The following is an 11,875-nucleotide window of genomic DNA, read 5'->3' as shown; positions in this document are numbered from 1 at the left end:
CCCTCAAGCCTTCGCCGCGGACGTTACCGCCGCGCGGGCACGGAGAATGGCCCAGACACCCGCAGCGATCATCGGCAGCGACAGGATCATGCCCATGGTCAGCCAGCTGGTGCCGAGCAGATAACCGAGTTGCGCATCCGGTTCGCGAAAAAATTCCACGAAGATGCGGCAGAGCGCGTAACCGATAACGAAGGTTCCGGCGATGGTGCCAGGGACCTTCAGCGCCTTGAAACGGAAGATCAGCAGGGCAAGGACAAGGACGAGCACGATGCCTTCCAGGCCGGCTTCATAGAGCTGGCTCGGATGGCGCGAGAACGGGCCGCCGGTCGGGAAGACTACGGCCCAGGGCGCGCTGCTGAGGCGCCCCCAGAGTTCGCCGTTGATGAAATTGGCGAGGCGGCCGAAGAGCAGGCCGAAAGGCACGACGGCGGCGACCGTGTCGAACATGCTCCAGACGGGAATGGTATTGCGGCGGGCGAAGATGATCATCGCGATCGTCGCGCCGATGAAGCCGCCGTGGAAGGACATGCCGCCGTTCCAGATCTCGATCGCGCGGATGGGGTTCGCGGCCACGGCCCCCATGTCGTAGAAGAGGATATAGCCGATGCGGCCGCCAAGCACGATACCGGCTGCGACCCAGACGAGGAAGTCGTCGAGCTGGACGGCCGTGATCGGCGACTGGCCGTCTTTCCACAGCGAGCCGTTCGCCGCCAGCCGACGCGCATAAAACCAGCCGAGCAGGATGCCGGCGACATAGGCGAGCCCATACCAATGGACCGCCAGCGGTCCGATGGAGAAGGCCACCGGATCGATATTCGGGAACGGCATCAGAGCGAAAAGATGAAGCGCTTCGTACAAATTACAAGGTTCTCATACAAACCGAATTGTCGCGGAACATGGCGTTGCGCTCATCGCCGGTCAAGGCGAATCTCGGGGATTGCGCCTTTAACCCCAGTGAAGTTCGGCGATTGCCGGGAACCTCAGTTATCCTTCATCTGTATCAACTGAATAAGGTTTCCGCAGGTGTCGTCGAGCACCACCATACGGACAGGGCCGGCATCCATCGGTTTCTGGGTGAAGGAGACGCCGAGCGAGACGAGCCTCTCATATTCGGAATCGATGTCGTCGACCTGAAACGACGTTGCGGGGATACCGTCCTCGACGAGCGCCGCCTTGAAGGGCTTGGCGGCCGGGTGTTCGCTCGGCTCGAGAAGCAGTTCGGTCCCTTCGGGATTTTCGGGCGAGACGACGGTCAGCCAGCGGTGTTCCCCCATGGGGATATCGTGCTTCACCTTGAACCCCAGCACGCGTGTGTAGAAGTCCAGGGCTTTCGATTGGTCGTCCACAAGGACGCTCGTGACGTAGATTCTCATGGAAACATCCTTTCTAGAGATGGTGGCGGAGCCACAGGTCAACAGCCTCTCGCAACGGACCGGGATCGAGAGAATGGATCCTGGTCCGGCCTGACCATTCGACACGAACCAGTCCGGCTTTTTGCAGCATGTCGATGTGCTGGGTGATGGCCTGGCGCGAAAGCGCCATGCCATTCTCCGCGAAAAACAGAGCGCAGATTTCGAACAATGACTGGCCAGGGCGTTCGCGCAGGCGATCGATGATCTTGCGGCGAGTGGGGTCGCCAAGCGCTTTGAAAATGTGATCGAGATCGTCATCGTTCATGGCATCGAATATGCAATAAAATTATTGCATGTCAAGGAAGGGCCGACTGTGCGGCAGGCGACGATTTGTCCGAGATGGGGCGACCGGTACCTCGGATGATGCTTGCAAGCGGCCCGCACAGGCCCTACTTGATCCCTATGGACATTCGCCGGCCCGGATTGCCGGCCAGACGATATGGGAGTTCAAAACCATGGCAACCGGCACGAACCGCATTCTCGACGATTTCGCGCGGCTGATGACCGATGCGGCCGGCGCTGCCCAGGGCGTGCGCAAGGAGGTCGAAACGGCATTCCATGCCCAGGCCGAGCGGTTTCTCAACAATATGGATGTGGTCAAGCGCGAGGAATTCGAGGCCGTCCGCGAAATGGCCGCCCGCGCCCGCGACGAGAACGAGGCGCTGAAGGCGCGGATCGAAGCGCTGGAAGCGAAGCTTTCGGGACAGTGACCTGCGTCTTCCGGGGATGATCTGCCTCTCTCCCGTAAAATCCGGCACTCAGCTTGTCGGCTAAGACGCTGTTTTTTCTTCCTCTCCCCAAGGGGAGAGGAAAGCAGCGCATCTAATACCTTCCCCGCTCTCCCAACCCATGCCTACAATCCCAGTGCTTCCGTCGCCGGAGTGTTTCGCGAGACGTTCGCGGGCAGGCGGAGGCCGGCGCCCTCATTCGATCCGTAACGTGCGGGGAAAGTGAGGGAGGTGAAAGCCATGGAGTGCTCGTCGCAAGACGACCATTCCTATCAAGCCTCCCCCGGACAGCCATGTCCGGTTCGGTTGAGCCGTGCAAGTGGCAGGCCTATCCCGAAAGGATGGGCGCGAACGAAGCCACGCAGCGAGGCGAGATGATCACCTGTAGGGGCCGGAAGCCTCGACAAGACGCCGAAGGCCACGCGAATGCGGAGCCATATTATTATTTTACTATGAGGTTCCGCATTCGTGTGGGCTCTCCGATCGTACCGTGCCGAACAGATTTTCGGCGCGGGCGCAGGCGTTGAAACGAAAAAAATGACGCCCTGTGGACACATTCAAAAAAGCCAGTGTCCAGAGTCGCTTATGACTCCGTCCTGATCTCCGCTGCGAACCATGTTTGGAGTTTTGCCCATGTAAAAACCGAGGAAGGGGCTGGCAGCCGGACTCCGTCTAGGTACACTGATTTTAAAGGATGATTCGAAACGGCTTGGTAAGCTCCAGACAGGGTGACTGCGTTATTCTGGAAGCGTCGGACGATCATCGACAGTGTTGTTCCCGGTTAGTGTTCGCGTGTTTTTGGCGTTTTACCGCACGAATTCGCATTCATTCCGGTCAAGAAGGTGCCGCATGACGCTTATGGAAATGGAAATCGAACGCCAGTCGAATCCGGTCGATATGATCGAATTCGTTGCTGCCTCGAACGATTGGACGTTCGAACGGTCGGGTGAAGACGAGATCGCCATGACCGTGGAAGGCCGCTGGACGGACTACCATGTTTCCTTCTCCTGGATGGAGGAGTTCGAAGCGCTGCATCTCGCCTGCGCTTTCGACCTCAAAATTCCCGACGCCCGCGTCAACGAGGTCATCCGCCTGCTGAGCCACGTCAACGGCCAGGTGCTGATGGGCCATTTCGACGTATGGCGCCAGGAAGACGTGGTCATCTTCCGGCAGTCGCTGCTGCTGGCCGGCGGTGCCGAACCCAACAACCAGCAGGTCGAAGTGCTGCTTTCGAGCGCCCTCGACGCCTGCGAATCCTATTACCAGGCGTTCCAGTTTGTCGTATGGTCGGGCATGGAGGCGAAAGCCGCCATGGAAGCCGTTCTGTTCGAAACCGTGGGCGAATGCTGATGGCATTGGGTCATTTGGGATCCATCATTCTGATCGGCGCCGGCAATATGGGCGGCGCCATGCTGTCCGGCTGGCTGAAGAAGGGCGTGCCCGGCACGTCCGTGACGGTCATCGATCCGTCGCCTTCGGACGCCATGAAGACGATGATCTCGGAAGCCGGCGCGCGTCATTTTGCGTCGGTGCCCGATGGTGCTTCCGCCGACATCCTGTTTCTTGCCGTCAAGCCGCAGCTCATGGATGCGGTCCTGCCGCCTCTGAAGTCTGTCGTCGGGCCCGGCACGGCGGTAGTGTCGGTCGCCGCCGGCAAGACGCTCGCCTATCTCGAAAAGCATCTCGGCGAGGCGGCGATGGTGCGCGCCATGCCGAATACGCCTGCCATGATCGGCCGCGGCGTTACCGGCGCCTATGCCAATCCCAAGGTTACCGACGCCCAGCGCGAAACGGTGCAATCCCTGCTCAAGGTCAGCGGGCCGGTGGAATGGGTTTCCAGCGAAGCGGATATCGACGCCGTGACCGCCGTTTCGGGCAGCGGCCCGGCTTACGTGTTCTATCTCGTGGAGTGCATGGCGGAAGCAGGCCGGAAAGCAGGCCTGCCGGCGGACCTCGCCATGCGGCTTGCGCGGGAAACTGTCTCGGGGGCTGGTGAGCTCCTCTACCAGTCCCCGGACGACGCTTCCAGGCTTCGACAGAACGTCACCTCGCCGAACGGCACGACGGCCGCGGCACTTGCCGTGCTGATGGCCGACGACGGCATGCAGCCGCTGTTCGACAAGGCGATCGCGGCTGCCCGCGACAGAGCCGAAGAGCTCGGCGCCTGAGTGAATTCGAATGGCTGAGAACATCACCTATTCCGACTTCGAGAAGATCACTTTCAGTGACTTCGAAAAGGTGGATATCCGCGTCGGCACGATCATCGAGGTCGAGCCGTTTCCGGAAGCCCGCAAGCCAGCCTTCAAGCTGAGGATCGATTTCGGCCCGGAGATCGGCATCAAGAAATCCTCGGCACAGATCACCGTGCATTACACGCCGGAAACGCTTGTCGGACGGCAGGTGCTGGGAGTTGTCAATTTCCCGCCGCGGCAGATCGGGCCATTCCGCTCGGAAGTGCTGACCCTCGGTTTCGAGGACGAGAATGGCGCAATCGTGCTTGCGGCCGTCGAACAGCCGGTGCCGAACGGCCGGAAGCTGATTTAGCTCGAGCGCTGATGCGCCTCATCCCGCCTGATGGACTGCGCGGATCGTCAGTGGATATCGCGGCTGTCGACCTCAGTTAGCCTGAACGACCGGAACTCGACCTCGAAGCCTTCGCGTTGCGGCGAGCAGAAGGTCATGCCGACGGAGAGGTCGGTGAGCTCGGGCGGGAAGAAAGCGAGCCGCGCCATGCGCCAGTCCGGCTGGGTGTCGGTCCGGTACTGGATAAAGAGGGCGTCGCCCATGCGGGTGACGCGGACGGAGATTTCCTCGAAATCGTCGGTGAGGCGGAAGGCGGACCAGTCGGAGTGACCGTTGGTCACCACCACGCTGAAATGGCGGGCGCCGTCGGTGAATTCGACGCCGCATTTCATCCAGTGTTTTTCGTCATGGCGGATCATCAGGCCTGCCTGGTCGTAGAGCGCCTCGTAGCGGCCGACGAAGGAGGTTTCGGCGGTGAAGTCGCCGCTTCGGTTCCGATGGAGGAAGTGGCCGCTGTCGCGGTGAAAGCCGTAATAGGTGCCCTGCCAGAAGTCGGTCTCGGAGCCGGAGCGGGCAACCAGACTGCCGTTCTCCTCACGGCTTTCCGGCGGCGGGTTCAGCCAGGTCATGTGGGAAAGGTCGATCGGCATCGGTTCCTCGAAAGAATGATCAGGCTGGGACGCGGACGACGGCGCGCAAGCCGCCGCGGGGGCTGTCGGAGAGCGTGACATTGCCGCCATGGGCGCGGGCGATGTCGCGGGCGATCGCAAGGCCGAGGCCGGTACCGGACGCGTTGAGGTTGCGAGCCTCGTCCAGGCGGTAGAACGGCTTGAAGACGTCCTCACGAGATTGCGGCGGAATACCCGGACCGTCGTCATCGAGCGTCAGCGTCAGCCACTTGGCACTATGCCGTGCGTCCACATGGAGCGTCTTGGCGTAACGCTCGCTGTTGGACACGAGGTTGCCGACAAGCCGGGCAAAAGCATTCGGCCGCACCGCGATTTCGTCCTCGCCATCGATCTCGTAGGTCATGGTCTTGCCGTGCAGCGCGAATTCCGACCGGAGCTTTTCAAGCAGTTCGCTCAACCGCAGTTCGCCGAAATCTTCTTCCGCTTCGCCCTTGGCGAAGGCGAGATAACCTTCCAGCATCGATTGCATGTCGTCGGCATCCTGGCTCATGCCGGCCAGTTCCGGCTTGTCGCCGGCAAGCGCCAACTGCAGCTTGAAGCGGGTGAGGATGGTTCTCAAGTCGTGGCTGATGCCGGCGAGCATGGCGGTGCGCTGCTCCATCTGCCGCTCGATGCGCTCGCGCATCTGGATGAAGGCAAGGCCGGCGCGGCGGATTTCGTCAGCGCCGCGGGGAGCGAAACCATCGGTCTTCTGTCCCTTGCCGAAGCTTTCGGCGGCACGCGCGAGCGTCAGGATCGGCCGGATCTGGCCGCGCAGGAAAAGGATGGAGATTATCACCAGAACGACGGCCGCTCCGATCATCCAGACGAGGAAGATATGGGTGTTGGAGGCATAGGTGGAGCCGCGGCGGACGAAGACGCGCAGCACCCTGGTATCGAACTTGATACGGATTTCGACAAGCCGGCTGTCTCCGATCGTGTCGATCCAGAAGGGCATCTGGATCTGGCGGGTGATCTGTTCGGCAAGGATGTCGTCGAGGATCTCAAAGAAGGGGCGGGAGCGGGGCGGCGGCAGCTGGCCGTTTTCTTCGACCGCGATGGTGAGGTTCAGCGCGTCGCTTGCGATGCGGCTGATGGCGTCATAGTTGCTGTCCTGCGGATAGGCCTGGATCACCTCGATAATGCCGGCGATATCGCGCACCGTGCTTTCCGACAGGCGTTCGGTCACCATGCGCCAGTGCCGCTCCATGAAGACGGAGGCGACGACACCCTGCAGCAGCAGCATCGGCAGGATGACGATCAGAAGCGAACGGGTGTAGAGGCCGGTCGGCAGGCGGCGGCGCAGCCAGCGGGTCATCGGGCGCCAGCCCGGCAAGATGAGCCGGTCCATGTCGCGCTTCAGTGGGTCGAAAAGTGCCATCCTGCCTTCAGCCTGTGCCGGTCTCTTCCGGCTAATCGATACTCAGCCTGTATCCGATGCCACGCACCGTCTGGAGATAGACGGGGTTGGCCGGATCCTCCTCGATCTTACGCCGCAAACGATTGATCTGCACGTCGATCGTGCGCTCGCCGACCTCGGCATCATCGCCGATCAGCTCGTGGCGGGGAATGGTGTCGCCGGCCCGCAGCGCGAAAAGCAGCATGATCTCCTGTTCGCGATCGGTCAGCCGGATGGTTTCGGCGGCCCTGCGCAATTCCTTGCGCGGGATCGAGAAGGTGAAGGGCCCGAACATGATCTGCTCGATCTTGGGCGTATCGGGCGAGGTGCTGCGGCGCAGGATATTGTTGATGCGCAGCACCAGTTCGCGCGGATCGAACGGCTTCGACAGATAGTCGTCGGCGCCCGCTTCGAGACCGGCGATACGGGATTCCGATTCGGCGCGGGCCGTCAGCAGGATCACCGGAACCGTCTTCTTCTGGTAGAGCGACTGGGTGAGCGAAATGCCGGATTCCCCGGGCATCATCACGTCGAGAATGATGAGGTCGAAATGCAGGCCCTCGAGCTTGCGGCGGGCTTCGGCGGCGTCGCCTGCGACGGTGATGCGAAAACCTTGCTCCATCAGGTAGCGGTTCAGAAGATCGCGGATGCGCGTGTCGTCATCGACGACGAGAAGATGAGGCGCATCATCGGAAGGGGGCAGTGTCGTCATCTCAAAGGTCCCACTTAGTCCAAGTCGCTGTCGATAGGCTCTAGGCTTTCGTCGCGGCCGCGCATACGGCGCAGGAATTCCTTGACCGAGGCCCGCGTGTCGGGGGGCAGCTCGTCCATGGCGCGAGCGATACGGCGCGATTGCGGCTCGGAAAGGGCGAGAGCCAACTCACGGCCTGCAAGGGTCGGATAGAGCCTGCGCTCGCGGCGATCCTTGGCGCCGGCCATCTGGCGTATATAGCCGGATTCGATCAGCTGCTTGAGAACGCGCGCAAGGCTTTGTTTGGTGATCTGCAGCGTGTCGAGAAGGTCGGTGACCATCATGCCCGGCTGGCGGCAGACGAAATAGACGACGCGGTGGTGGGCGCGGCCCATGCCGATCTTGGCGAGGATCGCATCCGGGTCGGACACGAAATCGCGGTAGGCGAAGAAAAGCAGTTCGATGGTCTCGAAGTCGATCTGGGCTTCGTCGACTGCCGGCATTGTCGGCATGACCTTCTTGACGGCTTTTCCCGTCGATGCGCGCGACACTCGCGTTTCCTTTCCCTTTTTGGCTGCTTGCCCCGGGTCCGAAGATCTTGGGCCGAAGCTCTTATTGCCGATCTCGCATTGTAACCTGCCGCACGTCATAAAGCGCGATCAGGCTGAACAATCAACAGCATTTGTTGGGGAGGGCGGGACGCTGCGAGCTAGCGGGAAGGGCGCTGCCGAACAGCGCCCTTTTACGGTGGAGCTCAATCGTAGATGTGGACGATACGGCGGGTGCCGGGATCGACAAGAACCGGGCGGTCGTTGACGACGACGTAATCATAATCGTAGTCCGGCACCTGCTGGACGACGACCTCAGGCGGCAGCGTCGCGCCGATCGCCACTTCGTTGCGGACGTAGACCGGCCGGACCGGGTGCTCTTCGATGTAGCTGATGACGGTTTCTGGCGGTTCGACGGGTTCGACCGCACCGACCGGGCCAAGCAGGATATCGCCCGGACCCGGAACGGCAGCCGGCGGGGTGACGCTTGCGGTCGTCTCATAGGTGACGGACGGTACTTCATACCGAGTGCGGTATTCTTCCACCGCCACCGCCGAGCCGTTGTGGCGGATGGTGAGATATTCCGCATAGACCCAGCCGCGCATGCCGTTGACGTCGATGCGGCACCATTTGCTGCCCTGGAGGCAGCCGTCCATCATGGCCGGGCTGCCGCGGGTGGCCATCCCGATTTCCGGATAGTTCTGGCCGGGACCGGAGCGGACGATGATGTCCGAAGCGGTGGTGGTGGTCATCTGCGCCTGGGCGGGCAGGGCGAGCGCCGAAAGGACCGCGCCGAGGCCAAGCCACTTCAATTCCGGGCATTTCAACCAAGTCGTCATGGATTTTTCTCCTCATGTTGACTGGCAGGGTAACACCCGCATGCCCTGGTGGTTCCGCCGAATGCGGGTGGATTCTGCAAGCTGTGGCGGGGGTGCCACAGCTAGAATGGGGTACGGAACCTTTGTGCCGCCAACCCATTGATTCCGCCAGAAGCACCGGAGAGACCCATGACGAACCCGACCGCGACCGCCCGGACCTTCAGCGCCCAGACCTTCAGCGCACTGCCGCCGATCAGGATGGAAACACCCGGCGCGGCCAATCCGCTCAGAAGTGTGCTGGTGACCGTTTTCGTGCTGAAGATCGCGATTGCCGCCTTCCTGATCGCCACCGTATCGCTCGCGCCGCCGGTTTCCGCCAACGCGCATTACACGACCCTTGCCTCGAACTGATCTTTTCGGCTGAAATGCCCTGCGTTTATCGGTATATCCCGGCAAGCATCATCGTTCAGGCCGAGGCATCATGGGTAAGTTACAGGCCGGTATCATTCCGGTTACGCCATTCCAGCAGAACTGCACGATCCTCTTCGACGAGGAGACCAAGCAGGGCGTCGTCGTCGATCCGGGTGGCGACGTGCCGACGATCCTTCAGGTCATCAGGGAAAACGGCATCACGGCCACGGAAATCTGGCTGACGCACGGGCACATCGACCATGCGGGCGGCGCCGACGAATTGCGCGAGGCGCTGGGCATCCCGGTGATCGGTCCCCACGAGGCGGACCTGCCGCTGCTGCAGCGACTGGAGACGCAGGCGGAAAAATTCGGGGTCAAGATGGAGGTGCGCAACGTCTTGCCGGACCGCTGGCTCAACGAAGGAGACAAGGTTTCGTTCGGCGAGCATGTCTTCGAGATTTTCCATTGCCCCGGACATGCGCCCGGACACGTGATCTATTACAACCGTGCCCAGGGTTTCGCGCATCTCGGCGACGTGCTGTTCAACGGCTCGATCGGGCGCACGGATCTGCCGGGCGGAGATCACGATACGCTGCTCGCTTCGATCCGCGACAAGGTTCTGCCGCTCGGGGACGAGGTCGGGTTCATCTGTGGCCACGGGCCGGGCAGCCGGATCGGCGACGAACGACGCACAAATCCATTCCTGCGCGGCCTCGGCGGATCGAGGCCGCAACACACGTCGGTTTAAAAAAAACCCGGCATCTCTGCCGGGCTTCAACTCGAAATGGCAAGCCTCTGGAGGCTTAGCCGGCGATCTGCAGATTGACGGCCTTGGGGCCTTTGCCGCGACGATCCGGTTCCGTGTCGAAGCTTACTTTCTGGTTTTCAGACAATCCGGACAGGCCGGAAGCCTGTACGGCAGAGATATGGACAAAGATATCGGCGCCACCATTGTCAGGCTTGATAAAGCCGAAGCCTTTGTCGGTATTGAAGAATTTTACAGTGCCAGTCTCGGCCATGCAGCAGGTCCTTTTCTCTCTGTCCGTGTTCAGCGGCGGACAGCATCACAGTGTAGCCCCGAAGGGCGGCGGCAGGCAGCTTTAAGAAAGGGTCCCTGTCTTTACCGCGATGACCGGAAGGAATTGCTTTGAAATCTCCGCCCCCGGCCTACCGCCCGAAGTCTTAGCGCCTTCGGAGCGCGTCATTATAGGTCTTCCCATGCTCGTAAATTGCCCGAACTTGCACAGAGTGCTGTGTTTATTGAAAATTGGCAAGAAAAAGTTTTTTGAATTGTCGCCACAATGGCAAATTGCAAATCGCGGGAACCCCCGGAAAATGCGGGCTTTGCGCCTTCCCTGATGGTGCGGCAAGGCGATTCCATCGCTGGCAATGCTTTGCTAACCTTCTTCTGTGCCATTTTGGCGCAAATGGCGCGAAAAGAAAAATTTTTGCCGCTCATGTCTCTGAATGAGGTCGGAGCGCATTCCGGGCCGATATTGCGATATCCATCCCCAGCGTGAAATCTGCGGCCTGCTGGACCTAGTCGCCGTTGGATTGTCGGCGGCCAAAAGCGCGGGCAGGCCTTGCGAATACCGGTTTGGCCAGGGCCGGAGGAGGCAGGGTTGCTGCGGCCCGGCTGACGCCGGCCATGATTTCATTGCTGGTCGTCTGGAGCGGCGCGAAGTCGGCCAGGCTTTCCGGAAAACTCTCGTTGAATGTCGTCGGGGCGAGTTCGGGCCGCGCCAGGGCATAACCTTGCATCAGCGGCACGCCGAGCTCTTCGCAGAGATCCACCTGCCAAAGCTCTTCGAGCCCTTCGAAGATCGGTTCGATACCATCGTCGAGCATCTGCCGGACGATGACGCGCAGCAGCGCGTAACCGGCGGAATTATCCAGGAAGTCGCGCACCCAGGCGGCCTCGAATTTCACGTAGTCCGGCTTTATGCGCTTCAGACGGTCGAGATCGGAATCGCGGGCGCCATAATCATCGATCGCGATGCGGAAGCCGACCGCCTGCATGTGCTCGGTGAAGGCGACGACAATGTCGTCGGAAGCGCCGGATCTTTCGGAGATTTCGCAGACGATCCGATCGGGCGCCAGGCCGGCCTCGTGGCTGGCGACCTTGATGCGATCGACTTCCTGGCGCATTTCCTGGGACGTGCGGAAGAGGCCGGGATGGAACTTGACGAAGATCCCGGCGCGGGACCGGTTCAGCCGGCCGGTGTTCAAGATGTGAATGGTGCGCAGGATGCTGTCGACATCGGCCATGTCGACCGGGGACACGAGCGGAAAGAACTCGGCCGGCGACACCGGTTCGCCATCGCGGGAGGCGCGCAGCAGGCCCTCGAAAGCTTCGATTTCAAGGCCGGTTTCCGGGCCGGAGCGAAGGATCGGCTGCAGCGCGGATTGCAGCAGGAAAGGACCGTAGACGGTGGAGAACGACCCATTGTCGCTGCGAACCAGATTGGCGAAGATGCTTCTCGGCGTCATGCCCGTGCCCGTCGATTTCCGTTATCCCATCCCTCCTGGTTGTAGCAGCCAAGGGTTACGCGGCTGTAAACAAGGTTTCGAAGGTTTTAATCAGCTTCTTTCATGGCTCACATTCAAGCTTTGTGCTTGAAACGGCGTCATAGTTTAGACATAGAGCGTACGGGCGGCTTTCGGCGCGCGATGCCGC

17 protein-coding genes are annotated in these 11,875 nt (G+C 61.1%); 6 read left to right on the top strand and 11 right to left on the bottom strand.

Translation table 11 applies throughout. From position 1 onward, the window contains the following. Nucleotides 1–3 precede the first annotated feature (3 nt). The 3 genes from lgt to ACSQ3G_RS12190 form a co-directional block, all read right to left on the bottom strand. On the bottom strand, nucleotides 4–828 hold the full coding sequence (lgt, locus tag ACSQ3G_RS12200; RefSeq protein WP_436111709.1) for a prolipoprotein diacylglyceryl transferase: 825 nt from the start codon (nucleotides 826–828) through the stop codon (nucleotides 4–6). Nucleotides 829–980: 152 nt separating this feature from the next. Continuing rightward, nucleotides 981–1,373, bottom strand: a complete 393-nt coding sequence (locus ACSQ3G_RS12195) for a VOC family protein (RefSeq protein ID WP_046632996.1) — start codon at nucleotides 1,371–1,373, stop codon at nucleotides 981–983. 13 nt (nucleotides 1,374–1,386) lie between these two features. Further along, on the bottom strand, nucleotides 1,387–1,677 hold the full coding sequence (locus ACSQ3G_RS12190; protein ID WP_046632997.1) for an ArsR/SmtB family transcription factor: 291 nt from the start codon (nucleotides 1,675–1,677) through the stop codon (nucleotides 1,387–1,389). A gap of 190 nt (nucleotides 1,678–1,867) precedes the next feature. Here ACSQ3G_RS12190 and ACSQ3G_RS12185 point away from each other — a divergent pair, with 190 nt between their 5' ends. The 4 genes from ACSQ3G_RS12185 to ACSQ3G_RS12170 all read left to right on the top strand — a co-directional run bounded on the left by ACSQ3G_RS12185 (nucleotide 1,868) and on the right by ACSQ3G_RS12170 (nucleotide 4,684). Beyond that, nucleotides 1,868–2,122 carry an accessory factor UbiK family protein gene (locus ACSQ3G_RS12185; protein WP_037076291.1) on the top strand — a complete coding sequence of 85 codons (255 nt, stop codon included), beginning with the start codon at nucleotides 1,868–1,870 and terminating at the stop codon, nucleotides 2,120–2,122. Between the two features lie 867 nt (nucleotides 2,123–2,989). Then, a complete protein-coding gene (locus ACSQ3G_RS12180; protein WP_046632999.1) occupies nucleotides 2,990–3,490 on the top strand; it encodes a type III secretion system chaperone family protein in 501 nt (166 codons plus the stop codon). After that, nucleotides 3,490–4,308, top strand: a complete 819-nt coding sequence (gene proC, locus ACSQ3G_RS12175; protein ID WP_436110219.1) for a pyrroline-5-carboxylate reductase — start codon at nucleotides 3,490–3,492, stop codon at nucleotides 4,306–4,308. The genes ACSQ3G_RS12180 and proC overlap by 1 nt, the downstream gene beginning before the upstream one ends. Nucleotides 4,309–4,318: 10 nt before the next feature. Further along, complete coding sequence (locus ACSQ3G_RS12170) at nucleotides 4,319–4,684, top strand: tRNA-binding protein (RefSeq protein ID WP_436110218.1); 366 nt, start codon at nucleotides 4,319–4,321, stop codon at nucleotides 4,682–4,684. A 47-nt stretch (nucleotides 4,685–4,731) separates the two neighbouring features. On the opposite strand, the gene ACSQ3G_RS12165 is transcribed toward ACSQ3G_RS12170, so the two are convergent. From ACSQ3G_RS12165 to ACSQ3G_RS12145, 5 genes are all read right to left on the bottom strand, one after another. Next, entirely contained in the window at nucleotides 4,732–5,313 is a 582-nt protein-coding gene (locus tag ACSQ3G_RS12165; protein WP_436110217.1) for a DUF1349 domain-containing protein, read from the bottom strand. Between the two features lie 19 nt (nucleotides 5,314–5,332). Next, the gene (locus ACSQ3G_RS12160) at nucleotides 5,333–6,712 is read right to left on the bottom strand and encodes an ATP-binding protein (protein WP_436110216.1); all 1,380 of its coding nucleotides are present in this window, start codon (nucleotides 6,710–6,712) and stop codon (nucleotides 5,333–5,335) included. Nucleotides 6,713–6,743: 31 nt separating this feature from the next. Further along, a complete protein-coding gene (locus ACSQ3G_RS12155; protein ID WP_046633005.1) occupies nucleotides 6,744–7,442 on the bottom strand; it encodes a response regulator in 699 nt (232 codons plus the stop codon). A 14-nt stretch (nucleotides 7,443–7,456) separates the two neighbouring features. Next, nucleotides 7,457–7,933 (bottom strand): MarR family winged helix-turn-helix transcriptional regulator, encoded by a 477-nt coding sequence (locus ACSQ3G_RS12150; protein ID WP_105400934.1) that lies wholly within the window; start codon nucleotides 7,931–7,933, stop codon nucleotides 7,457–7,459. A gap of 242 nt (nucleotides 7,934–8,175) precedes the next feature. Beyond that, on the bottom strand, nucleotides 8,176–8,808 hold the full coding sequence (locus tag ACSQ3G_RS12145) for a DUF1236 domain-containing protein (protein WP_436110215.1): 633 nt from the start codon (nucleotides 8,806–8,808) through the stop codon (nucleotides 8,176–8,178). A gap of 168 nt (nucleotides 8,809–8,976) precedes the next feature. Here ACSQ3G_RS12145 and ACSQ3G_RS12140 point away from each other — a divergent pair, with 168 nt between their 5' ends. Next, nucleotides 8,977–9,198 (top strand): hypothetical protein, encoded by a 222-nt coding sequence (locus tag ACSQ3G_RS12140; protein WP_436110214.1) that lies wholly within the window; start codon nucleotides 8,977–8,979, stop codon nucleotides 9,196–9,198. 70 nt (nucleotides 9,199–9,268) lie between these two features. After that, the gene (locus ACSQ3G_RS12135; RefSeq protein ID WP_436110213.1) at nucleotides 9,269–9,946 is read left to right on the top strand and encodes an MBL fold metallo-hydrolase; all 678 of its coding nucleotides are present in this window, start codon (nucleotides 9,269–9,271) and stop codon (nucleotides 9,944–9,946) included. 55 nt (nucleotides 9,947–10,001) lie between these two features. On the opposite strand, the gene ACSQ3G_RS12130 is transcribed toward ACSQ3G_RS12135, so the two are convergent. The 3 genes from ACSQ3G_RS12130 to ACSQ3G_RS12120 all read right to left on the bottom strand — a co-directional run bounded on the left by ACSQ3G_RS12130 (nucleotide 10,002) and on the right by ACSQ3G_RS12120 (nucleotide 11,688). Beyond that, entirely contained in the window at nucleotides 10,002–10,217 is a 216-nt protein-coding gene (locus ACSQ3G_RS12130; RefSeq protein ID WP_003494703.1) for a cold-shock protein, read from the bottom strand. 185 nt (nucleotides 10,218–10,402) lie between these two features. Beyond that, the gene (locus ACSQ3G_RS12125; RefSeq protein WP_436110212.1) at nucleotides 10,403–10,657 is read right to left on the bottom strand and encodes a hypothetical protein; all 255 of its coding nucleotides are present in this window, start codon (nucleotides 10,655–10,657) and stop codon (nucleotides 10,403–10,405) included. A gap of 80 nt (nucleotides 10,658–10,737) precedes the next feature. Beyond that, nucleotides 10,738–11,688, bottom strand: coding sequence for an EAL domain-containing protein (locus tag ACSQ3G_RS12120; RefSeq protein ID WP_436110211.1), 951 nt, complete (start codon nucleotides 11,686–11,688; stop codon nucleotides 10,738–10,740). Nucleotides 11,689–11,875: the final 187 nt, after the last annotated feature.

It is taken from the genome of Neorhizobium tomejilense (assembly GCF_964254135.1).
GTDB lineage: Bacteria > Pseudomonadota > Alphaproteobacteria > Rhizobiales > Rhizobiaceae > Neorhizobium > Neorhizobium tomejilense.
This window is presented reverse-complemented; position numbering and strand designations above follow the sequence as displayed.

Bases quoted from the DNA above. Each gene is read 5' to 3' on its own strand.
- lgt (WP_436111709.1), bottom strand. From the start codon at position 828: ATGCCGTTCCCGAATATCGATCCGGTGGCCTTCTCCATCGGACCGCTG.
- ACSQ3G_RS12195 (WP_046632996.1), bottom strand. From the start codon at position 1,373: ATGAGAATCTACGTCACGAGCGTCCTTGTGGACGACCAATCGAAAGCC.
- ACSQ3G_RS12190 (WP_046632997.1), bottom strand. From the start codon at position 1,677: ATGAACGATGACGATCTCGATCACATTTTCAAAGCGCTTGGCGACCCC.
- ACSQ3G_RS12185 (WP_037076291.1), top strand. From the start codon at position 1,868: ATGGCAACCGGCACGAACCGCATTCTCGACGATTTCGCGCGGCTGATG.
- ACSQ3G_RS12180 (WP_046632999.1), top strand. From the start codon at position 2,990: ATGACGCTTATGGAAATGGAAATCGAACGCCAGTCGAATCCGGTCGAT.
- proC (WP_436110219.1), top strand. From the start codon at position 3,490: ATGGCATTGGGTCATTTGGGATCCATCATTCTGATCGGCGCCGGCAAT.
- ACSQ3G_RS12170 (WP_436110218.1), top strand. From the start codon at position 4,319: ATGGCTGAGAACATCACCTATTCCGACTTCGAGAAGATCACTTTCAGT.
- ACSQ3G_RS12165 (WP_436110217.1), bottom strand. From the start codon at position 5,313: ATGCCGATCGACCTTTCCCACATGACCTGGCTGAACCCGCCGCCGGAA.
- ACSQ3G_RS12160 (WP_436110216.1), bottom strand. From the start codon at position 6,712: ATGGCACTTTTCGACCCACTGAAGCGCGACATGGACCGGCTCATCTTG.
- ACSQ3G_RS12155 (WP_046633005.1), bottom strand. From the start codon at position 7,442: ATGACGACACTGCCCCCTTCCGATGATGCGCCTCATCTTCTCGTCGTC.
- ACSQ3G_RS12150 (WP_105400934.1), bottom strand. From the start codon at position 7,933: ATGCCGACAATGCCGGCAGTCGACGAAGCCCAGATCGACTTCGAGACC.
- ACSQ3G_RS12145 (WP_436110215.1), bottom strand. From the start codon at position 8,808: ATGACGACTTGGTTGAAATGCCCGGAATTGAAGTGGCTTGGCCTCGGC.
- ACSQ3G_RS12140 (WP_436110214.1), top strand. From the start codon at position 8,977: ATGACGAACCCGACCGCGACCGCCCGGACCTTCAGCGCCCAGACCTTC.
- ACSQ3G_RS12135 (WP_436110213.1), top strand. From the start codon at position 9,269: ATGGGTAAGTTACAGGCCGGTATCATTCCGGTTACGCCATTCCAGCAG.
- ACSQ3G_RS12130 (WP_003494703.1), bottom strand. From the start codon at position 10,217: ATGGCCGAGACTGGCACTGTAAAATTCTTCAATACCGACAAAGGCTTC.
- ACSQ3G_RS12125 (WP_436110212.1), bottom strand. From the start codon at position 10,657: ATGAGCGGCAAAAATTTTTCTTTTCGCGCCATTTGCGCCAAAATGGCA.
- ACSQ3G_RS12120 (WP_436110211.1), bottom strand. From the start codon at position 11,688: ATGACGCCGAGAAGCATCTTCGCCAATCTGGTTCGCAGCGACAATGGG.